The sequence below is a fragment of the Variovorax sp. FW301-JW7 genome (assembly GCF_058788795.1).
The window spans coordinates 294,895-315,332 of sequence record NZ_JBYTBC010000004.1 but is presented as its reverse complement, the minus strand read 5'-3'; the positions used below and the strand labels follow the sequence as shown (position 1 = coordinate 315,332).

The following is a 20,438-nucleotide window of genomic DNA, read 5'->3' as shown; positions in this document are numbered from 1 at the left end:
GTGCGGCTCAGAACGGCAGCTTCGGCCCGCCGGCCCCGCCCATCCCGCCCATGCCCTTCATGCCGCCCATCTTCTTCATCATCTTCATGAGGCCGCCGCCCTTCATCTTCTTCATCATCCCCTGCATCTGCTCGAACTCGTTGAGCAGGCGGTTCACTTCCTGAACCTGCACACCCGCGCCGGCCGCGATGCGGCGCTTGCGCGTGGCCTTGAGCAGCTCGGGCTTGCGGCGCTCCAGCGGTGTCATGCTCTGGATGATCCCTTCCTTGCGGCGGATGTCGCGCTCGGCGCGGGTCATGTCGGCCTCGGTGGCCTTGGCGGCCATCTGCTGGGGCAGCTTGTCCATCAGGCTGGAGAGGCCGCCCATCTGCTTCATCTGCTGCAGCTGGCCGAGAAAGTCGTTGAGGTCGAAGCCCGCGCCGCTCTTGACCTTGGCCGCGAGCTTCTGTGCCGCTTCGACGTCGACGCCGGCCGTGACCTGCTCGACCAGCGCGACGATGTCGCCCATGCCCAGGATGCGGCCCGCGTGGCGCTCGGCATCGAACACCTCGAGGCCGTCGATCTTCTCGCTCACACCGGCGAACTTGATCGGCACGCCCGTCACTTGGCGCACCGACAGCGCTGCACCGCCGCGCGAATCGCCGTCGGTCTTGGTCAGGATGATGCCGGTGAGGGGCAGCGCTTCCTTGAAGGCCTTGGCGGTGTTGATCGCATCCTGGCCCTGCATGGCATCGACCACGAACAGGGTTTCGACCGGGTTCAGCTCGGCGTGCAGCTGCTTGATTTCGGTCATCAGCACTTCGTCGATCGCGAGGCGGCCGGCCGTGTCGACCAGCAGCACGTCGAAGTAGTGACGCTTGGCGTGGTCGAGCGCGGCGCGCGCGATGTCCAGCGGCTTCTGGTCGGGCGTGCTCGGGAACCACTCGGCGCCGGCCTGCTTGGTCACCGTCTTGAGCTGCTCGATGGCGGCCGGCCGGTACACGTCGCCCGACACCGTGAGCACCTTCTTCTTGCGCTTCTCGATCAGGTGCTTGGCCAGCTTGGCGGTGGTGGTGGTCTTGCCGGCGCCCTGCAGGCCGGCCATGAGGATCACCGCGGGCGGCTGGGCCGCGAGGTTGATGTCGGACACGCCCTCGCCCATGGTGGCGGCGAGTTCGCGGTTGACGATGCCGACCAGCGCCTGGCCCGGCTTGAGCGAGCCCAGCACTTCCTGGCCGAGCGCCTTTTCTTTCACGCGGGCGACGAAGTCGCGCACCACGGGCAGCGCCACATCGGCCTCCAGCAGCGCCATGCGCACCTCGCGCAGCATGTCCTGCACGTTGCTTTCGGTGATGCGCGCCTGGCCGCTCATCGTCTTGACGAGGCGGGAGAACTTTTCGGTGAGGGCGGTGGCCATGAAGGAAATACCTTGTTGTCCGCGGCAGCGGACCGATGGAAAGTCGTGAAAACCTGGAAGCGGTACGTGGGCCCGCTCTCTCGCGGGGGTGGCCCCCGGCGGGGGTGGGCGAAGCGACGCGACGTGCGCGAAGCCGGGGGGCGAGCCTATACACTCCAGCGATGATTTTAGCGATCCCCTCCCCACTCGGCGTGGCGCTGGGCATCGCCACCGCGGCAGCCTACGGTTTTGCCGCTGCCGCCGGTGCGCGGCTCAGCCGCCAGACCACCCAATGGGCGCTCGGCATCGCATGGCTGCTGCACGCTGCGGTGCTCGGCCACGGGCTGATCGGCGGCGACCCTCGCTTCGGTTTCGCGCCGGCGCTGTCGGTCACGGCGTGGCTGGTGCTCACGGTCTACGCGGTCGAAAGCCGCCTGTACCCGCAACTGAAGGCACGCCGTGCGCTGGCCTGGCTGGGCGCGGCCGCGGTGCTGCTGGCACTGCTGTTCCCCGGCACGCCGCTGCATGTCAGCGCCTCGCCCTGGCTGCCGCTGCACCTGGCGCTGGGCATCGCCTCGTACGGTCTGTTCGGCGCCGCCGTGGTGCACGCCTGGCTGATCACGCGGGCCGAAAAGCAGATCCGCCTGGCCAGTGCCGATGCGCAGGCCGGCGTGCCGCTGCTCACATTGGAACGGCTCACCTTCCGCTTCGTCACGGCGGGCTTCGTGCTGCTCTCGGCCACGCTGCTGGCCGGCCTGCTGTTCAGCGAGCAGCTCTACGGCGCCGCCGGCCGCGCCTGGAAGTGGGACCACAAGACCATCTTCTCGGTGCTCGCCTGGCTCAGCTTCGCCGTGCTGTTGACCGGGCGTGCCCGCTTCGGCTGGCGCGGACGCACCGCGCGGCGCGTGCTGTACGCGGGCGCGGCGCTGCTGCTGCTGGCCTACGTGGGTTCTCGCTTCGTGCTCGAAGTCGTGCTGACGCGCCTGCCCGCATGAAGTACCTGCTCGTCCTCGCGGTGGTGTGGGTCGCGATCTGGCTCTGGCGCCAGAACCGGCGCGAAGAGATGCGCGACGCGCAACAGGAACGCGCCAGAAAGGCCCAACAGCGCACACCGGCCGTCGGCCCGCCGCAGGCGATGGTGCGCTGCGCCCACTGCGGACTGCACCTGCCCGCGGCCGACGCGCTCCCCGGGCCGGACGGCGCGGTGTACTGCAGCGCCACGCACCGTCAGGCCGGCACCGCCTCATGAGTTCGTTGCGCCGGTCGCGCGGCGAGCCGGCCACCGACTGGGACGTGCTCGACCTGGGCGCCGGCGACAGCACGGCACTGCTGCGGCTGTGGCGCGGCTTCATGGCGGCGCGCTGTTTCGTGGCGCTGGTGCTGGTGCTGCTGCAGGGCGTGGCCTTCGCCATCGGGCAGACGGTGCAGCCGCTGCCGATCGTGCTGTCGGGCGGCTACCTCGTGCTGGCCTGGCTGGAGATGCGCTATGCGCACTTCGCGCCACCGATCCGCGGCTTCTCGACCCTCTGGCTGCTGACCATCGGGGTCGACCTGGGCATCTTCAGCGCCTTGCAGGTGCTGCAGGGCGGCAGCGTCAACTACACGCCGCTGTTCGCGCTGCCGGTGCTGATGAGCGCGGTGCTCGGCACGCTGCTGGTCGGCCTGGGCACCACGGCCACCGTGACATTGCTGCTGCTGGCCGACGCCGGCTGGCACTGGCTGCAGCAACCCGGCGATCCTTCGGCGCGCTTCGTGCAGGCCGCCCTCACCGGCACCGGCCTGTTCGTGGTGGCGCTGCTCGCGCACGAGCTGGCGCGCCGGCTGGCACGCGAAGAGGCGGTGGCGCAGCGCAGCCGCACCCATGCGCAGATGCAGGCACAGGTCAACGACCTGGTGATCGAAACGCTCACCGAAGGCGTGCTGGTGATCGACGCCGAGGGCCTGGTGCACACCGCCAACCCGGCGGCCGACGCGATCCTCGGCCAGGGCCTGGCGCAGTTGCCAATGCCGTTCCCGCTGCACACCCAGCCGGCCTGGCATGCGCTGGCCGCGCTCGCGCGCCAGACCTTCGCGCGGCGCGCGCCGCAGACCGAAGAGATCCCGGTGGCGCAGGCGCGCGGCGCGGCGCGCGAGGTGCGCGTGCGCACCCGGCTCACGCCCACCGACGACCGCCGCACCGACAGCCTGTGCGTGATGTTCCTGCAGGACCTGCGCGAGCTCGAAGCCCGCATCCGCACCGAAAAGCTCGCCGCGATGGGCCGCATGTCGGCCGCGGTGGCGCATGAAATCCGCAACCCGCTGGCCGCCATCGCGCAGGCCAGCGCGCTGCTCAGCGAAGACCTGACCGACCCGGCGCACCGCAAGCTGACCGACATGGTCCAGCACAACGCGCAGCGCCTGGCGCGCATCGTGGACGACGTGCTCGACGTCTCGCGCGCGCGCCAGCAGCGCGTGCTCTCGCTGGGCGAACAGCTGGTGCTCGACCCGGCCGCGCAGATCCTGGCCGAGGAGTGGGTGCGCCAGACGCAGCGCAAGGGCGTGCGCGTGGCGCTCGACGCGCCGGGCAGCGAAGTGCGTTTCGAGGCCGAGCACCTGCGCCGGCTGCTGGTGAACCTGCTGGACAACGCGGCGCGCTACGCGAGCCAGCGCGAGGGCGCGATCCAGGTCATCACCACCTTGCAGCGGGCCGGCGTGCAGCGCGCCGCGTTGCTGGTGTGGAGCGACGGCGCACCGCTGGAGCCCGCGGTGCAGCGCCACCTGTTCGAACCCTTCTTCTCGTCCGAGAGCCGCTCCAGCGGCCTGGGCCTGTTCCTGTGCCGCGAGCTGTGCCGGCGCCACGGCGCCACCATCGGCTACGAACGGCGCGCGCTGGTGCCGGGCGGGCCCGAGGGCAATGAATTCTTCGTCAGCTTCGCACCGAGCGAAAACCGGCTGACACAATAGCGGCCGTGAGCTCCCTCCCGCCTTCCGCCGCCGCCCCGCGCCCCGCGCAGATCCTCGTCATCGACGACGAACCCGACCTGCGCACGCTCTACGAACTCACGCTGCTGCGCGAAGGCTACCGGGTGGAAGCCGCGGGCAGCGTGTCCGAAGCCTGGCAGCATCTGGAGGCCGGCCGCTTCGACGCCGTGATCACCGACATGCGGCTGCCCGACGGCGAAGGCATGGAGATCATCCACCGCATCCAGAAAGACCAGCGCAGCGAGCGCTGCGTGGTCATGACCGCCTACGGCTCGGCCGAGAACGCGGTCGAGGCACTGAAGGCCGGCGCCTTCGACTACCTCACGAAGCCGGTCGACCTGAAGCAGTTCCGCGCCGTGGTGGCGTCGGCCGTGCAGGCCAACCGCGCCGCGGTGGTCGTGCCGCAGAAGCCGGCGCCGCAGGCCGCCGGCCACGGCGGCGAACGCCCCGATGCGCTGTCCGTGACGCGCAGCGGCGCCACCGCGCTCGACCGGCTGGTCGGCGACTCCGACCCGATGCGCCTCGTCAAGTCGCGCATCGCCAAGGTGGCGCGCGGCATGGCACCGGTGCTGGTGCGCGGCGAGTCGGGCACCGGCAAGGAGCTGGTCGCGCGCGCCGTGCACGGCTGCAGCCAGCGCAGCGAAGGCCCCTTCGTCGCGGTGAACTGCGGCGCGATCCCCGAGAACCTGCTCGAGGCCGAGTTCTTCGGCGCCAAGAAGGGCTCGTACACGGGCTCGTCGCAAGACCGCGACGGCTACTTCCAGGCCGCGCGCGACGGCACGCTGTTCCTCGACGAAATCGGCGACCTGCCGCTGGCCATGCAGTCGAAGCTGCTGCGCGCCATCCAGGAGCGCAGCGTGCGCGCCATCGGCTCGACGCAGGAAGACGCGGTCGACGTGCGCATCGTGAGCGCCACCCATAAAGACCTGCACGCCGAGGTGCTGGCCGGCCGCTTCCGGCAGGACCTGTTCTACCGCCTCAACGTGATCGAGATCGCCGTGCCCGCGCTGCGCGAGCGCCGCGAAGACCTGCCCGCGCTGTGCACCGCGCTGCTCGCGCGCATCGCGCAAGACGGCGGCCTGCCCGTGCCGCGCCTGTCCGACGCGTTGCTGCTGCGCCTGGCCCAGCACCCGCTCGATGGCAACGTGCGCGAGCTCGAGAACCTGCTGCACCGCGCCGTGGCGCTGAACGACGGCGACGAGCTGCACATCGACCTGATGGGCGCGATGACGCCGATGCCGGCCGCGCCGCGCGGCGAATCCGCTGAAGCGCCAGCCGCCGTTGCGGTGGCTCCCGTCGCCGCGCCCGCCGTCGAGCCAAAACCCGCGCCGCCGCCGCTGCCCTCCGACCTGCAAGCCTGGCTCGACCAGCAGGAGCGCGAGATCCTCGTGCGCGCGCTGCACGAAAGCGGCTTCAACCGCACGGCCGCCGCCGCGCGGCTGGGCATGAGCCTGCGCCAGATCCGCTACCGCATCGCGCGCCTGGGCATCTCCACGCCCAACGGCGACGACGGCGCCACCTCGCATGCCGACGACTGACGACCCCGTCACCCCACAGGCCGGCGACGACGGACTCTGGCGCGCCGGCTGGTACCGCTTCGCCAAGGCCCTGCCCTCGCCCAACTTCGGCCCGCGCCCCGTCGGCGCGCAGACCGACCTGATCGTGCTGCACTCCATCAGCCTGCCACCGGGCGAATACGGCGGCGACGCCGTGCAGCAACTCTTCACCAACCGGCTCGACTGGGACGCGCACCCGTACTTCCAGTCGATCCGCGGGCTCGAGGTGTCCTCGCATTTCTATGTGCGGCGCAACGGCGAGCTCTGGCAGTTCGTGAGCTGCGAGGACCGCGCCTGGCACGCCGGCGTGTCGTCGTGGCGCGGGCGCAGCAACTGCAACGACGACTCGGTCGGCATCGAGCTCGAAGGCCTCGAGGGCGAGCGCTTCGAAGAGGCGCAGTACGAGACGCTGGCCAGCCTGTGCGCCGCGCTCGCGCAGCACTACGCGGTGGCCCACATCGCCGGTCACGAGCACATCGCGCCCGGCCGCAAGCAGGACCCCGGCGCCGGTTTCGACTGGCGCCTGCTGCGCGAACAGCTCGGCTGGAATCCACAGATGTTTCCCGAGCAGGTGGTGGCGCGCTAATTTTTTCAATCGCGCGGCGCCTCGTGATGCGGCGCTCTCGCGGCGCAGCAATTTGATCGGCGCAAGCGCGCAGCGCAGCAACCATGCGGCCTGCAGGCCCAAATCGCCTTGCAAGCCGCGCCAGACGTGGGTTGCGCCACCATGGGCCAGTATTCACGCGGCATCGCTGGCGATGTGCTGAGTCCGATGCAATTTCTGTAGGGGTTGCATCCAGAGGCAAACACTACATCTAGTGGTTGTAGCCCTCCCAGACCCTAGATATAGTGTCCTCCCGTTCGGCAACAACGCCGACGCAAGGCCCGCGAGGCCTTGCCATCCAACAAGAATTGCACAACCGAGAGGAAGCGAATGCAAACTGCACTGAACACCCCGTCGACCCCCCGCGCCGTCCCCGCGACGCCGCAGCAGCAACAAGACACTGCGGGCTCGCCCACCGGTCAGAACCTCGCCCACTACCAGATCATTCGCCGCAACGGCGCCGTCGTTCCCTTCGAACCGAACAAGATCGCCATCGCCATGATGAAGGCCTTCCTGGCCGTGCATGGCACCCAGGGCGCGGCTTCGGCCAGCGTGCGCGAAACGGTCGACGTGCTCACGCAAGGCGTGATCCGCGCCATGGTGCGCTCGCGTCCGGGCGGCGGCACCTTCCACATCGAAGACGTGCAGGACCAGGTCGAGCTCGGCCTGATGCGCGGCGGCCACCATGAAATCGCACGCGCCTACGTGCTGTACCGCGAACGCCGCACCCAGGAGCGTTCGAAGCAAGGCGAGCAGGACGTGCCCGCCGCACCGGCGCTGCATGTGCTCGACAACGGCGAGCGCGTGGCGCTCGACCTGAACGAGCTCAAGGGCCTGATCGAGTCGGCCTGCCAGGGCCTGGGCGACAGCATCACCGCCGCCCCCATCGTCGCCGAGACGATGCGCAACCTGTACGACGGCGTGCCGCTGGACGAGGTCTACAAGGCCTCCATCCTCGCGGCCCGCACGCTGATCGAGAAGGACCCCGACTACACCTTCGCCACCGCGCGCCTGCTGCTGCACACGATCTTCAAGGAGATCATCGGCCGCGAAGTGATGCCGGTCGACCGTGCCACCGCCTACGCCGACTACTTCCCGCAATTCATCAAGAAGGGCGTGGACAACGAGCTGCTCGACGAAAAGCTGCTGCAGTACGACCTGCCCCGCCTGGGCGCCGCCCTGAAGGCCGAGCGCGACAACCAGTTCGACTACCTGGGCCTGCAGACCCTGTACGACCGCTACTTCCTGCACGTGCGCAAGTCGCGCATCGAGCTGCCGCAGGCGTTCTTCATGCGCGTGGCCATGGGCCTGTCGCTGAACGAAATCGACCGCGAAGCCCGCGCCATCGAGTTCTACGAAGTGCTGTCGTCGTTCGACTTCATGTCGAGCACGCCCACCCTGTTCAACGCCGGCACGCTGCGCTCGCAGCTGTCCAGCTGCTACCTGACCACCGTGCCCGACGACCTGGACGGCATCTACGAGTCGATCAAGGAAAACGCGCTGCTGTCGAAGTTCGCCGGCGGCCTGGGCAACGACTGGACCCGCGTTCGCGCGCTGGGCAGCCACATCAAGGGCACCAACGGCGAATCGCAAGGCGTCGTGCCGTTCCTGAAGGTGGTGAACGACACGGCCGTGGCCGTGAACCAGGGCGGCAAGCGCAAGGGCGCCGTCTGCACGTACCTGGAAACCTGGCACCTCGACATCGAGGAGTTCCTGGAGCTGCGCAAGAACACCGGCGACGACCGCCGCCGCACGCACGACATGAACACCGCCAACTGGATCCCCGACCTGTTCATGCGCCGCGTGATGGAAAAGGGCACCTGGACGCTGTTCTCGCCCTCCAACGTGCCTGACCTGCACGACCTGTTCGGCGCCGACTTCGAGAAGGCCTACGTCGCCTACGAAGAAAAGGCCGCCCGCGGCGAGATCAAGCCCGCGCGCACCATCCAGGCCTCGGACCTGTGGCGCAAGATGCTCACGATGCTGTTCGAGACCGGCCACCCCTGGATCACGTTCAAGGACGCCTGCAACGTGCGCTCGCCGCAGCAGCACGCCGGCGTGGTGCACTCGTCGAACCTGTGCACCGAGATCACGCTGAACACCAGCGACACCGAAACCGCGGTGTGCAACCTGGGTTCCGTGAACCTGCTGCAGCATCTGAAGAACGGCAAGGTCGACCAGGAGAAGCTCCAGAAGACGATCTCGACCGCAATGCGCATGCTCGACAACGTGATCGACATCAACTACTACGCCGTGAAGAAGGCGCGCGACTCGAACCTGCGCCACCGTCCGGTCGGACTGGGCCTCATGGGCTTCCAGGACGCGCTGTACGAACTGCGCATTCCCTACGCCTCGCAAGAAGCCGTGCAGTTCGCCGACGAGTCGATGGAAGCCATCTGCTACCACGCCTACTCGGCATCGGCCGACCTGGCGCGCGAACGCGGCAAGTACTCGAGCTACAAGGGCTCGCTGTGGGACAAGGGCATCCTGCCGATCGACACGCTCGACCTGCTCGAGAAGGCCCGCGGCGGCTACGTCGAAGTGGACCGCTCGTCCACGCTCGACTGGGACGCGCTGCGCCAGAAGATCAAGAGCCAGGGCATGCGCAATTCGAACTGCGTGGCCATCGCTCCGACCGCGACCATCTCGAACATCATCGGCGTCGACGCTTCGATCGAGCCCTGCTTCGGCAACCTGTCGGTCAAGTCGAACCTGTCGGGCGAGTTCACCGTGATCAACCACTACCTGGTGCGCGACCTGAAGCGCCTGGGCCTGTGGGACGACGTGATGGTCATGGACCTGAAGCACTTCGACGGTTCGCTGCGCCCCATCGACCGCGTGCCGCAGGACGTGAAGGCGCTCTACGCCACCGCGTTCGAAGTCGAGACGACGTGGCTGGTGGAAGCCGCCGCGCGTCGCCAGAAGTGGATCGACCAGGCACAGTCGCTGAACATCTACATGGCCGGCGCCTCGGGCAAGAAGCTCGACGACACCTACAAGCTCGCCTGGCTGCGCGGCCTGAAGACCACGTACTACCTGCGCACGCAGAGCGCCACGCACGCTGAAAAGTCGACGGTGCAATCGGGCCGTCTCAACGCGGTGTCGTCGGGCAACGACGCACCCTCGGGCATGAGCGCACTCGAAGCCGCCGCTGCTGCAGCGCAGGCACAGATGAGCGCGATGCCCGCCACCGACATCGCGTTCTGCGGTGTCGACGATCCGACCTGCGAAGCCTGCCAGTGATGTGCAAGTGAAGCGTCAACACACCAGACGCTTCGATCGATCAGCGAGGTGCTCGCACACGTAAAAAGCGCGCGACGTTCAATCAATCAAGGCATTGACTGACGTCGCGCGATGCATGCGAGCAACATAACAACCCCATAAATGGCGCACGATGTGAACGAGCACTTTGCAACTCACATCGTTGCTCCGATAATTGCGCATTGGATTTTTCTATGTTGACCTGGGACGAAGAAGTCAAGCCCTCCTTACCAAAGGATATGCAACAAGGATTGCAGCAGCACCACGCATCGACCAGCGGTTCTTCCGCAGGTCGCGCGGTCGCCGCTCCGACTTCGTCGCTTGCACAACCCGCCACTGCCACCGCACCGGTGGCCGCCGCTGCAGGCCAGCGCGTCAAGGCTTCCGACAAGCGGATCATCAACGGCCAGACCGACGTCAACCAGCTGGTGCCGTTCAAGTACAAGTGGGCCTGGGAAAAGTACCTCGCCACCTGCGCCAACCACTGGATGCCGCAGGAAGTGAACATGACGCGTGACATCGCGTTGTGGAAGGACCCGAACGGCCTGACCGAAGACGAGCGCCGCATCGTCAAGCGCAACCTCGGCTTCTTCGTGACTGCCGACTCGCTGGCCGCCAACAACATCGTGCTGGGCACCTACCGCCACATCACGGCCCCCGAGTGCCGCCAGTTCCTGCTGCGCCAGGCCTTCGAGGAAGCGATCCACACGCACGCGTACCAGTACATCGTCGAGTCGCTCGGCCTGGACGAGAGCGAGATCTTCAACGCCTATAACGAAGTGCAATCGATCCGCGAGAAGGACCAGTTCCTGCTCCCGTTCATCGACGCCATCAGCGACCCGCTCTTCAAGACCGGCACGCACGAGACCGACCAGACGCTGCTCAAGTCGCTCATCGTGTTCGCCTGCCTGATGGAAGGCCTCTTCTTCTACGTCGGCTTCACGCAGATCCTTGCGCTGGGCCGCCAGAACAAGATGACCGGCGCCGCCGAGCAGTACCAGTACATCCTGCGCGACGAGTCGATGCACTGCAATTTCGGCATCGACCTGATCAACCAGCTCAAGCTCGAGAATCCCGGCCTGTGGACCGCAGAGTTCAAGGCCGAGATCAAGGACCTCTTCATGAAGGCCGTCGAGCTCGAATACAAATACGCCGAAGACACCATGCCGCGCGGCGTGCTCGGCATGAACGCCTCCATGTTCAAGGGCTACCTGCGCTACATCGCCAACCGGCGCGCGCAGCAGATCGGCCTCGAAACGCTCTTCCCGAACGAGGAAAACCCGTTCCCCTGGATGAGCGAAATGATTGACCTGAAGAAAGAGCGCAACTTTTTCGAAACCCGCGTGATCGAGTACCAGTCGGGTGGTGCGCTCTCCTGGGATTGAATTTTTCGATACACAACAATTCATGAATTCAAGAATTGCCCTTGCCACCGATCGCGCCACAGAGCGCGGCATGGACGAGGGCTCAGGTGTTCATGGTGCTGGGGCTCAGATTCCAACGCCATGAATCGCTTCACGCTCCCAACGCGCGTGGAGTGCTTCAATAGGTTGATTTTTTCAACTTGATCAAGGAGAAATAGAAATGGCAACTGCAAAGAAAGCGCCGGCCAAGAAGGTCGCTGCAAAGAAGGCTCCGGCTAAGAAGGCTGTCGCCGCGAAGAAGGCTCCGGCAAAGAAGGTCGCTGCCAAGAAGGCTCCGGCCAAGAAGGTCGTAGCGAAGAAGGCTCCGGCAAAGAAGGTCGCGGCAAAGAAGGTCGCGGCCAAGAAGGTTGCAGCCAAGAAGGTCGTAGCGAAGAAGGCAGCACCGGCGAAGAAGGCCGCTGCCAAGAAGGCTCCGGCAAAGAAGGCCGCCGCCAAGAAGGCGCCTGCCAAGAAGGCCGTAGCGAAGAAGGCGCCTGCCAAGAAGGCTGCTGCCAAGAAGGCGCCTGCGAAGAAGGCTGCCGCCAAGAAGGCTCCTGCCAAGAAGGCCGCGGCCAAGAAAGCCGCGAAAAAGCCCGCTGCCAAGCCTGCCGCTGCTGCCAAGAAGCCTGCTGCCAAGAAGGCCGCCGCGCCTGCGAAGGCTGCCGTAGCGCCTGCCCCTGCGGCGCAAACGACGCTGAATCCCCAGGCAGCCTGGCCGTTTCCGACGGCCAGCAAGCCCTGAGTGAATTCTCAGCGGCCCTGAAAGGCATGAAGCCCGGCACCGCAAGGTGCCGGGCTTTTTTCATGGGCGCCCGTCATCGCCGAAGCGATGCGGGCACAGGGGCGGCTTACAGGTCGAGCGTCGCGCGATCGATCTGGTAGTTCTGCGGTCCGCGTTGCGCGATCTTGAGCGCGCCGATGCGGTTGCCGAGGGCTGCGCAGCGGGCCAGCGGCCATTCCTTTTCCAGACCGTACAGCAGGCCACCGCGCCATGCGTCGCCGCAACCCGTGGGCTCGATCACCGCCGTCGGCGTCACGCCGGGCACGTGCTCGCGCTCGCCGCCGGTCCACACCTCGCAGCCTTCGGCGGCCAGCGTGACCACGAGGCCGCGCACGCGCTGCGAGATCTCGGCCAGGCTCCAGCCGGTGCGCTGCGACAGCATCTTGCCTTCGTAGTCGTTGACCACGACCCAGCTCGCGAGCTCGATGAAGTGGCGCAGCGCGTCGCCGTCGAACATCGGCAGGCCCTGGCCCGGATCGAACACGAAGGGAATGCCGGCGGCGGCGAACTGTTCGGCGTGCTGCAGCATCGCGTCACGGCCGTCGGGCGCGATGATGCCGAGCTTGATGTCTTCGCGCGCCACCACCTTCGTGACGTGCGCCTGCTGCATCGCGCCGGGATGGAACGCCGTGATCTGGTTGTTGTCCGTGTCGTTCATGATCATCGCCTGCGCGGTGAAGGTGTCGTCGAGCTGACGCACGAACTCCGTGCTGATGCCCAGCGTGCGCATGCGCTCGGCATAGTCGGCGCCGTCGCTGCCCAGCGTGGCCATCGGCAGCGCCGTGCCGCCCAGTGCGTTGAGGCTGTAGGCGATGTTGCCGGCACAGCCGCCGAAGTCACGCCGCAGGCCCGGCACCAGGAACGACACATTCAGGATGTGCAGCTGGTCCGGCAGGATCTGGTCGGCGAACCGGCCTTCGAAAGTCATGATGGTGTCGAACGCGAGGGAACCGCAAATCACTGCTGCCATGGGTGGACCGTAGGTTGGATGAGAAAGGGAACGAACGGCGCGCGTGTCGGCGCTCCGCTCAGGGATAGAAAGCTTCGACGCGGTAGCCCGCGATCGGCGGCAGTGCCGCTGCTTCGCTGGCCGACAGGGTCAGCGGCAGCGAGGCCGCACGGTCGGCTCGCGCCGCCAGCACGCCCGGCGCGCCGTAGTCGACGGGCGTCAGCACGCGCCGCACGACGGCCTGCTCCTGCGTGTCGAGCAGCGACAGCTCGATGGCCGGCATGGCGAGCGGCACGGTCGCCGCGTTGCGCAAGGTGAAGCTCAGACGGTAGTCGTTGCCGCCGCTCTTCTCGCGCGCGAAGGCCGCGCCTTCGATCACGATGTCGCCGATCTGGCGCAGCGCCGCGAGCTCGCAGCCGGTGTACTGGCACAGCGCCGACAGGGCCGGCCGCAGGTTCGGCTGGCGCGCCACGATGCCGTCGCGCTCATGGCGAACGATCTGCACGACGAGGACCAACGCCGCGAGCACGACCAGCAGCACGAGCAGGCGGCGCACGCCCTTGCGCTGCCAGAAGCCAGGAGGCTTGTCAGCCGGCTCGTCTTCTTCGGCGAAGGGATGGTCCTCGGGCGCCTCGAAGGTCGCGGAGAGCGAGAAGTCCGGCTCACCTTCGGCACGGATGCCGGGGCCCGGCAGCGGCGCAGCAGCCTCTTCGCGGGGTTGCGCATCGCGGGCCTTGGCGTTCGCGATCTTGGCCGACTTGGCGCGCGCGCGGCGCAGCGCCTTCTGGATCTGGAGCTGGTCGTGGTCTTTTTCTTCCTGCTCACGCTCTCCAGCCGCACCGTCGTCGTTCTCACCGGTCGCCGCGACCAGCCCGCGCAGCGCACTGCTGCGCGGCAGGTTGGGCAATGGCGGTGCAGGTGACGGCGACGCAGGCGGCGGTGCACCGAGGTTCAGGTCGATGTTCGGAAACGGCGGCAGCGAAGTCGCGGGCGGGCGCCATGCGGGTTCGGTGGCGTCGAGGTCGGACCAGGGCTCGTCTGCGGCGAGGCCGTGTTCGGGCAGCGTCAGCGAGAAAGGCAGTGGAGGCGCAGCCGGCGCAACGATGGTGGCGGCGGTCGACAGTCCGGCCTCTTCTTGAGGGGCGGGTGATGGCGCCTGGGACTCGGGTTCGTCGTCGAGAAAGTCTGCTTCCTCGACCGCTGGCGGTACCGCCGCCAGGTCGATGCGCGCGTCGTCGAAAGACGCCACCAGTGCGGCCATCGAAGCCATCGGCGAAGGGGCCGGTGCGGGTGCCGGTGCGGCAGGCGCGGACACCGTGCCATCGGGCGCCTCCTGCAGATCGAGCGTCGCATCGAACACATGGCTGCAGCGGCCGCAGCGCACCCAGCCGTCCGAGATGCGAAGCTGGTCGCGCACCACCTTGAAGGTGGTGGTGCAGGCGGGGCAACGCGTGACGAGGCTCATGACCGGGCGATTGTAGGGTTGGGCCCTCGCCGTGCAGGCAGGCGCCCGGGGCACCCGCAGCGCGAGCGCCCGGCCGCACGCTTCAGCAGCGTGCGGTCATGAGGATCCAGCCGTCCTCGGTGTCGCTGACTTCGAGCGCGGCGTACGGCGCATAGGCTGCCTTCAGCTCGTCGGCCTGGCGCTCAAGGATGCCGGCCAGCACCAGCGAACCGCCGGCGGCCACGTGGCTGCGCAGCAGCGGCGCCAGCACCTTGAGCGGCGTCGCAAGGATGTTGGCGAGCACTGTCTGGTACTCGCCCTTGGCCGCTTCGGGCAGGCCAGCGTTCAGTTGCACGCCGTTGGCCTCGGCGTTGAGCCGGGTCGAGGAGACCGCGGCTTCGTCGATGTCGACGGCGTCGATGTTGCGCGCGCCGAACTTGGCCGCGCCGATGGCCAGGATGCCGGAGCCGCAGCCGTAGTCGAGCACGCGCTGGTCGGCAAAGGCGCCCTCGCCTTGCGTCGCGATCCAGCGCAGGCACATGCGCGTGGTCGGGTGCGTGCCGGTGCCGAAAGCCAGGCCCGGGTCGAGCCGGATCACCTGCTTGGCTTGCGCGGGCGGCTCGTGCCAGGTCGGCACGATCCAGAACTCGGGCGTGATCTCGACCGGCGCGAACTGCGATTGCGTGAGCCGCACCCAGTCCTGATCAGGCACCGGCGCCACGCCGAGCACCGCGCAGCCGTCGAAGAAGTCCTGCAACGCGAGCACCGAGGCCGCCTCGTTGGCGGCATCTTCATCGGGGAACAGCGCAATCACGCGCGAGCGCTGCCAGCCCTCCTTGGGCGGCGGCATGCCGGGCTCGCCGAACAGGGCCTGCTCGGCATCGGTCTGCGCGTCGGCGTCTTCGACCGACACGCTCAGCGCATCGAGGGCGTCGAGCGCATCGCCGAGCATTTCGACCCGGTCTTCGGGCGCCATCAGGCGGAGTTCAAACATACAGGGCGTTGCGCGTGGACTCAGCGCTTGTGCGCTGCGAGCCACTCTTCGAGGTAATGAATGTTCGTGCCGCCGCTCATGAACTTGGCGTCGACCATCAGCTCGCGGTGCAGCGGCATGTTGGTCTGGATGCCTTCGATCACCGTCTCGTTCAGGGCCGTGCGCATGCGCGCCATGGCCTGTTCGCGGGTGTCGCCGTACACGATGATCTTGCCGATCATCGAGTCGTAGTTCGGGGGCACGAAGTAGTTGGTGTACACGTGCGAATCGACGCGAACGCCCGGGCCGCCCGGCGGGTGCCACATGGTGATGCGGCCCGGCGACGGCGTGAACTTCCACGGGTCTTCGGCGTTGATGCGCACTTCGATGGCGTGGCCGCGCATCTCGATCTGGCGCTGCGTGAACGGCAGCTTCTCGCCGGCGGCGACCATGATCTGCGTCTTCACGATGTCGATGCCGGTGGTGAACTCCGTGACCGGATGCTCCACCTGCACGCGCGTGTTCATCTCGATGAAGTAGAACTCGCCGTTCTCATACAGGAACTCGAAAGTGCCAGCGCCGCGGTAGCCGATCTTCTTGCAGGCCGCTGCGCAGCGCTCGCCGATCTTCTCGATCAGCTTGCGCGGAATGCCGGGGGCCGGCGATTCCTCGATCACCTTCTGGTGGCGGCGCTGCATGGAGCAGTCGCGCTCGCCCAGGTAGACGGCGTTCTTGTGCTTGTCCGCGAGGATCTGGATTTCGATGTGGCGCGGGTTCTGGAGAAACTTCTCCATGTACACGGCCGGATTGTTGAAGGCCGCGCCGGCTTCCGCCTTGGTCATCTGGATCGCGTTGACCAGTGCCGCTTCAGTGTGCACCACGCGCATGCCGCGACCACCGCCGCCGCCTGCCGCCTTGATGATGACCGGGTAGCCGATCGCACGGGCGATGCGCTTGTTGGTGGCGGCGTCGTCGGACAGTTCACCTTCCGAGCCGGGCACGCAAGGCACGCCGGCCTTGATCATGGCCTGCTTGGCCGAGACCTTGTCACCCATCGTGCGGATGTTGTCGGGCGTCGGGCCGATGAACTGGAAGCCGCTTTGCTCCACGCGTTCGGCGAAATTGGCGTTCTCGCTCAGAAAACCATAGCCGGGGTGGATGGCTTCGGCATCGGTCACCTCGGCGGCCGAGATGATGGCCGGCATGTTGAGGTAGCTCAGGCCCGACGGGGCCGGGCCGATGCACACGGCTTCCTGCGCCAGCTTGACGTACTTGGCTTCGCGATCGGCTTCGGAATAGACCATCACGGCCTTGATGCCCATTTCGCTGCAAGCGCGCTGGATCCGAAGGGCGATCTCCCCCCGGTTTGCAACCAGAATCTTCTTGAACATGCTTACTCGATGATGAACAGCGGCTGGCCGTATTCGACCGCCTGGCCGTTTTCGCCGAGGATCTGGGTGACCGTGCCGGACTTGTCGGCCTCGATTTCGTTGAGGATCTTCATCGCCTCGATGATGCAGAGCGTGTCGCCCTCGTTCACCTTGCTGCCGACTTCGACGAAAGCCGCGGCGCCCGGGCTGGACGAACGGTAGAAGGTGCCGACCATCGGCGACTTCACGGCATGGCCGGTCGGGGCAGCCTCGACGGCGGGCGCAGCGGCGGCCACAGCGGCACCAGCAACAGCGGGCGCTGCCACGGCGGGCGCAGCGGCCAGGGTCTGCACGTACTGCACGGGGGCGGCACCGCCACCCTTGACGATGCGGACCTTGCCTTCGGTCTCGGTGATTTCCAGTTCGGAAATATTCGATTCGGACACCAGATCGATCAGTGTCTTGAGTTTGCGCAGATCCATGGGACTCCAGTGCCAGCTTTGCCGGTCTTTAGGAAAGAACTTGACCGAAAACCGTCGATTTTCGGCGTTTGGCGTCTAACGCCAGCTTGTGTATTTAAATTCTAACCGTGAACAAGTTGGCGTCGCCAAGCGTCCAGGTCGGTCGTTTCAAGCTTGCCCATTTTACGAGCCAGCACCGAACCGTCGGCATGGAGCACCAGGGTGAACGGCAGGCCGCCCCCAGTGTTACCCAGATTCTTGACCAGTTCCATGCCCTGCAACCCGGCCAATGCGGTCGGGTAGGTGACCGGCGTGCGCTGCAGGAACTTGCGCACGGCGCTGGGTTGATCGATGGCCAATCCCACCACTTGCCAGCCGTTGGCGCCGTGTTCGCGGAAAAAGGCGTCGATCATCGGCATTTCTTCGACGCAGGGCGGACACCACGTGGCCCAGAAGTTGAGCAGCACGGGCTTGCCGCGCAGGCTCGACAAAGCCAGTTCGCCGCCCTCGGGGCGCTCGAAGCGCTGGTCCCAGAACATGGCCGCATCGAGCTTTTCGCCGCCGCTGGCCGCGACGCCGCTGTCATTGCGTTCCCGCCACCAGGCACCGGCCACGCCGGCCGCGGCAGCGACTGCCGCCACGCCGGCATACAGCATGCCGCGTCGTGTGGGCGTTGAAGTCATTCACTGGTCCTTTACTTGTTCAATGCGTCGGCGCAGCGCGTTGAGGTCGCCGCGCGGCGCGCGCCCCTGGGCGTCGGGCTTGAGGGCGCCGCGCAGGTCGTCGAGGTCGTACACCAGCAGGTGCACCCCGATTTCCTCGCCCAGCGCCCGGCTCGGCGCGTGGACGCTGAGGGCTTCGACCTGCTCGCCATGGAAGCCGGTCACCATGCGCGGCTCGTAGTCCACGTGGTGATCGATCAGGGCGATTTCGGCCGACTTGGAATCATCGCAGAACAATTGAATATAAATGTCTGACAAACGTGTGGCCGTGCCGTGCCAGACGGCGCCGCCCACATGCGGCCGGAACACGGCCATGCGCTCCATCCACTCGAGCGCGAGCAGGCGCAATGCGTGCAGTTCCTGGGGCTGGGTGTCGGCGCAGAAGAGCGCGATGTAGTCGCGCACCTCGGCCTCGACCTCGTCGTTGTTGGGCAGCGCGGTGCGCGTCGGGAGGCCGAGTTCACGCAGCGCCCGGCGCTTGGCCGGGCCGTACTCAAGCCCCTCCTCGACCACGAGTCGGGCGGCAACGGCGGCGATCTCACGCTTGGACGTGTCCATCGGGGCATTTTGCCCGCTGCGAGCGTCCCTCACATGAACATCAGTACGCCGCCCGGGGCGAAGCGGCCGGAGCACCCGCAGCGCCTCCCTAGAATTGGCCGATGCACATTCATATTCTGGGTATCTGCGGCACGTTCATGGGTGGCGTGGCCGCCCTCGCACGCGAAGCAGGCCACCGGGTCACGGGCTGCGACGCCGGCGTGTACCCCCCGATGAGCGACCAGCTGCGCGCGCTCGGCATCGACCTGATCGAAGGCTTCGGCGCCGACCAGCTGGACCTGTCACCTGACATGTTCGTGGTCGGCAACGTGGTGTCGCGGGTCCGGCTGCCCGACGGCAGCCCCAAGTTCCCGCTGATGGAAGCCATCCTGGACGCCGGCAAGCCCTACACCAGCGGCCCGCAGTGGCTGGCCGAGCACGTGCTGCAGGGCCGCCATGTGCTGGCCGTGGCCGGCACGCACGGCAAGACGACCACCACCTCGATGCTGGCCTGGGTGCTCGAACAGGGCGGCAAGGCGCCCGGTTTCCTGGTCGGCGGCGTGCCGCTGGACTTCGGCGTGTCGGCCCGGTTGGGCGACGGCCCGGCCTTCGTGATCGAGGCCGATGAGTACGACACCGCCTTCTTCGACAAGCGCAGCAAGTTCGTTCACTACCGGCCGCGCACCGCGGTGCTGAACAACCTGGAGTTCGATCACGCCGACATCTTTGACGATCTGGCCGCCATCGAGCGCCAGTTCCATCACCTCGTGCGCACCGTGCCCGGCACCGGGCGCCTGGTGGTGAACGCCACCGAAGAGAGCCTGCAGCGCGTGCTGGCCCAGGGCTGCTGGAGCGAACTCGCCCGTTTCGGCGACGGCGGTCCGGCCACGGAATGGCAGGCGCGCGGCACGCACGACGCCTTCGACGTGCTGCATCGCGGGGAGGTGGTCGGCCGGGTCGAGTGGGAACTCTCGGGCCTGCACAACCAGATGAACGCGCTGGCCGCCATCGCGGCGGCCGATCACGTGGGCGTGCCGCCAGCCGACGCGGCCCGTGCGCTCGGGCGCTTTCGCAACGTGCGTCGCCGCATGGAGCTGCGCGGCACGGTCGAGGGCAACGGCGGTGCGATCACCGTCTACGACGACTTCGCGCACCACCCCACCGCGATCCGCACCACGCTCGACGGCCTGCGCAAGAAGCTCGACGACGCAGGCAAGCAAAGTGAGCGCATCCTCGCGGCCTTCGAGCCACGCAGCAACACGATGAAGCTGGGCGTGATGGCCGCGCAACTGCCGTGGAGCCTGGCATCGGCCGACCTGTCGTTTTGCCACACGGCCGGCCTCGACTGGGATGCGGCCGCCGCGCTGGCGCCGATGGGCGCACGCGCCGAGGTCGCCGGCGCCATCGAGCCGCTGGTGCAGCAGGTCGTGGCCGCGGCGCGGCCCGGCGATCACATCGTCTGCATGAGCAACGGCGGCTTCGGCGGGGTGCACGAGAAACTGCTGGACGCCCTGCGCGCCGCCCACGGATCATGAACGGCATGCGCGCGCGTGAGCTGATCGACACCCTGAAGCTCCAGCCCCACCCCGAGGGCGGCTGGTACAGCGAGGTGTTCCGGTCGGCCGCGAGCGTGACGCCGGCCGACGGTCGCGCGCCGCGCTGCGCGCTGACCAGCATCTATTTCCTGCTCGAAGCCCACCAGCATTCGCGCTGGCACCGGGTGCTGTCCGACGAAGTCTGGGTGCACCTGGAAGGCGTGCCGCTGGCGCTGTGGACCTGCGACGCCGCGATGCGGACCGCGCCGGCCCACGTGAAGCTGGGCCCGGTCGATGTGCACGGCACCCGGCCACAGCACGTGGTGCCCGCCGGCCAATGGCAGGCCGCGCGCCCGATCCAGGGCCACGCGAGCGGCGACTACACGCTGGTCGCCTGCATGGTCGGGCCGGGCTTCGACTTCAGCGATTTCTCGCTGGTGCCGCAGGGCAGCGACGAGGCGGCGTCGATGCGGCACCATTGGCCCGACCTGGCCAGCATGCTCTAA

18 protein-coding genes are annotated in these 20,438 nt (G+C 67.5%); 10 read left to right on the top strand and 8 right to left on the bottom strand.

Translation table 11 applies throughout. The features are described 5' to 3' along the window. Nucleotides 1-7: 7 nt before the first annotated feature. Nucleotides 8-1,396, bottom strand: a complete 1,389-nt coding sequence (gene ffh, locus AC3WQM_RS13340) for a signal recognition particle protein (RefSeq protein ID WP_492679287.1) — start codon at nt 1,394-1,396, stop codon at nt 8-10. A 161-nt stretch (nt 1,397-1,557) separates the two neighbouring features. On the opposite strand from ffh, the gene AC3WQM_RS13335 reads away from it, so the two are divergent. The 8 genes from AC3WQM_RS13335 to AC3WQM_RS13300 all read left to right on the top strand — a co-directional run bounded on the left by AC3WQM_RS13335 (nt 1,558) and on the right by AC3WQM_RS13300 (nt 11,902). Beyond that, entirely contained in the window at nt 1,558-2,370 is an 813-nt protein-coding gene (locus tag AC3WQM_RS13335) for a cytochrome C assembly family protein (RefSeq protein ID WP_056575582.1), read from the top strand. Next, on the top strand, nt 2,367-2,624 hold the full coding sequence (locus tag AC3WQM_RS13330) for a PP0621 family protein (RefSeq protein ID WP_492679285.1): 258 nt from the start codon (nt 2,367-2,369) through the stop codon (nt 2,622-2,624). The genes AC3WQM_RS13335 and AC3WQM_RS13330 overlap by 4 nt, the downstream gene beginning before the upstream one ends. After that, complete coding sequence (locus AC3WQM_RS13325; RefSeq protein ID WP_492679283.1) at nt 2,621-4,318, top strand: two-component system sensor histidine kinase NtrB; 1,698 nt, start codon at nt 2,621-2,623, stop codon at nt 4,316-4,318. The genes AC3WQM_RS13330 and AC3WQM_RS13325 overlap by 4 nt, the downstream gene beginning before the upstream one ends. Before the next feature lie 5 nt (nt 4,319-4,323). Then, nucleotides 4,324-5,874, top strand: coding sequence for a sigma-54-dependent transcriptional regulator (locus tag AC3WQM_RS13320; RefSeq protein WP_492679281.1), 1,551 nt, complete (start codon nt 4,324-4,326; stop codon nt 5,872-5,874). Beyond that, a complete protein-coding gene (gene ampD, locus AC3WQM_RS13315; protein ID WP_492679279.1) occupies nt 5,861-6,478 on the top strand; it encodes a 1,6-anhydro-N-acetylmuramyl-L-alanine amidase AmpD in 618 nt (205 codons plus the stop codon). The genes AC3WQM_RS13320 and ampD overlap by 14 nt, the downstream gene beginning before the upstream one ends. A gap of 348 nt (nt 6,479-6,826) precedes the next feature. Next, nucleotides 6,827-9,739, top strand: coding sequence for a ribonucleoside-diphosphate reductase subunit alpha (locus tag AC3WQM_RS13310; protein WP_492679277.1), 2,913 nt, complete (start codon nt 6,827-6,829; stop codon nt 9,737-9,739). A 212-nt stretch (nt 9,740-9,951) separates the two neighbouring features. Then, nucleotides 9,952-11,142: a ribonucleotide-diphosphate reductase subunit beta gene (locus AC3WQM_RS13305; protein ID WP_099795108.1), complete on the top strand. Its 1,191-nt coding sequence runs from the start codon at nt 9,952-9,954 to the stop codon at nt 11,140-11,142. Nucleotides 11,143-11,341: 199 nt separating this feature from the next. Beyond that, a complete protein-coding gene (locus AC3WQM_RS13300) occupies nt 11,342-11,902 on the top strand; it encodes a histone H1-like DNA-binding protein (protein WP_492679275.1) in 561 nt (186 codons plus the stop codon). 106 nt (nt 11,903-12,008) lie between these two features. Here the strand turns inward: AC3WQM_RS13300 and AC3WQM_RS13295 are convergent, their stop codons facing one another. The 7 genes from AC3WQM_RS13295 to AC3WQM_RS13265 form a co-directional block, all read right to left on the bottom strand. After that, entirely contained in the window at nt 12,009-12,911 is a 903-nt protein-coding gene (locus AC3WQM_RS13295; RefSeq protein ID WP_492679273.1) for a carbohydrate kinase family protein, read from the bottom strand. A 58-nt stretch (nt 12,912-12,969) separates the two neighbouring features. Then, nucleotides 12,970-14,355, bottom strand: a complete 1,386-nt coding sequence (locus tag AC3WQM_RS13290) for a zinc-ribbon and DUF3426 domain-containing protein (protein ID WP_492679271.1) — start codon at nt 14,353-14,355, stop codon at nt 12,970-12,972. A gap of 82 nt (nt 14,356-14,437) precedes the next feature. Then, nucleotides 14,438-15,328, bottom strand: a complete 891-nt coding sequence (prmA, locus tag AC3WQM_RS13285; protein WP_159278547.1) for a 50S ribosomal protein L11 methyltransferase — start codon at nt 15,326-15,328, stop codon at nt 14,438-14,440. A gap of 20 nt (nt 15,329-15,348) precedes the next feature. Then, on the bottom strand, nt 15,349-16,698 hold the full coding sequence (accC, locus tag AC3WQM_RS13280; protein WP_056575613.1) for an acetyl-CoA carboxylase biotin carboxylase subunit: 1,350 nt from the start codon (nt 16,696-16,698) through the stop codon (nt 15,349-15,351). Between the two features lie 2 nt (nt 16,699-16,700). Beyond that, a complete protein-coding gene (gene accB / locus AC3WQM_RS13275) occupies nt 16,701-17,159 on the bottom strand; it encodes an acetyl-CoA carboxylase biotin carboxyl carrier protein (RefSeq protein WP_489059298.1) in 459 nt (152 codons plus the stop codon). Between the two features lie 101 nt (nt 17,160-17,260). Then, entirely contained in the window at nt 17,261-17,821 is a 561-nt protein-coding gene (locus tag AC3WQM_RS13270) for a TlpA family protein disulfide reductase (RefSeq protein WP_492679269.1), read from the bottom strand. Beyond that, nucleotides 17,822-18,418, bottom strand: a complete 597-nt coding sequence (locus AC3WQM_RS13265) for a hypothetical protein (protein ID WP_489059302.1) — start codon at nt 18,416-18,418, stop codon at nt 17,822-17,824. Nucleotides 18,419-18,519: 101 nt separating this feature from the next. Here AC3WQM_RS13265 and mpl point away from each other — a divergent pair, with 101 nt between their 5' ends. Further along, entirely contained in the window at nt 18,520-19,932 is a 1,413-nt protein-coding gene (gene mpl, locus AC3WQM_RS13260) for a UDP-N-acetylmuramate:L-alanyl-gamma-D-glutamyl-meso-diaminopimelate ligase (protein WP_492679267.1), read from the top strand. Then, nucleotides 19,929-20,438: a cupin domain-containing protein gene (locus AC3WQM_RS13255; protein ID WP_492679265.1), complete on the top strand. Its 510-nt coding sequence runs from the start codon at nt 19,929-19,931 to the stop codon at nt 20,436-20,438. Before mpl ends, AC3WQM_RS13255 begins: the two co-directional genes overlap by 4 nt.

Coding starts and splice junctions, on each gene's coding strand:
- AC3WQM_RS13330 (WP_492679285.1), top strand. CDS start 2,367: ATGAAGTACCTGCTCGTCCTCGCGGTGGTGTGGGTCGCGATCTGGCTC.
- AC3WQM_RS13335 (WP_056575582.1), top strand. CDS start 1,558: ATGATTTTAGCGATCCCCTCCCCACTCGGCGTGGCGCTGGGCATCGCC.
- accC (WP_056575613.1), bottom strand. CDS start 16,698: ATGTTCAAGAAGATTCTGGTTGCAAACCGGGGGGAGATCGCCCTTCGG.
- AC3WQM_RS13255 (WP_492679265.1), top strand. CDS start 19,929: ATGAACGGCATGCGCGCGCGTGAGCTGATCGACACCCTGAAGCTCCAG.
- prmA (WP_159278547.1), bottom strand. CDS start 15,328: ATGTTTGAACTCCGCCTGATGGCGCCCGAAGACCGGGTCGAAATGCTC.
- accB (WP_489059298.1), bottom strand. CDS start 17,159: ATGGATCTGCGCAAACTCAAGACACTGATCGATCTGGTGTCCGAATCG.
- AC3WQM_RS13305 (WP_099795108.1), top strand. CDS start 9,952: ATGTTGACCTGGGACGAAGAAGTCAAGCCCTCCTTACCAAAGGATATG.
- AC3WQM_RS13300 (WP_492679275.1), top strand. CDS start 11,342: ATGGCAACTGCAAAGAAAGCGCCGGCCAAGAAGGTCGCTGCAAAGAAG.
- AC3WQM_RS13295 (WP_492679273.1), bottom strand. CDS start 12,911: ATGGCAGCAGTGATTTGCGGTTCCCTCGCGTTCGACACCATCATGACT.
- ampD (WP_492679279.1), top strand. CDS start 5,861: ATGCCGACGACTGACGACCCCGTCACCCCACAGGCCGGCGACGACGGA.
- AC3WQM_RS13290 (WP_492679271.1), bottom strand. CDS start 14,355: ATGAGCCTCGTCACGCGTTGCCCCGCCTGCACCACCACCTTCAAGGTG.
- AC3WQM_RS13310 (WP_492679277.1), top strand. CDS start 6,827: ATGCAAACTGCACTGAACACCCCGTCGACCCCCCGCGCCGTCCCCGCG.
- AC3WQM_RS13325 (WP_492679283.1), top strand. CDS start 2,621: ATGAGTTCGTTGCGCCGGTCGCGCGGCGAGCCGGCCACCGACTGGGAC.
- mpl (WP_492679267.1), top strand. CDS start 18,520: ATGCACATTCATATTCTGGGTATCTGCGGCACGTTCATGGGTGGCGTG.
- AC3WQM_RS13265 (WP_489059302.1), bottom strand. CDS start 18,418: ATGGACACGTCCAAGCGTGAGATCGCCGCCGTTGCCGCCCGACTCGTG.
- ffh (WP_492679287.1), bottom strand. CDS start 1,396: ATGGCCACCGCCCTCACCGAAAAGTTCTCCCGCCTCGTCAAGACGATG.
- AC3WQM_RS13270 (WP_492679269.1), bottom strand. CDS start 17,821: ATGACTTCAACGCCCACACGACGCGGCATGCTGTATGCCGGCGTGGCG.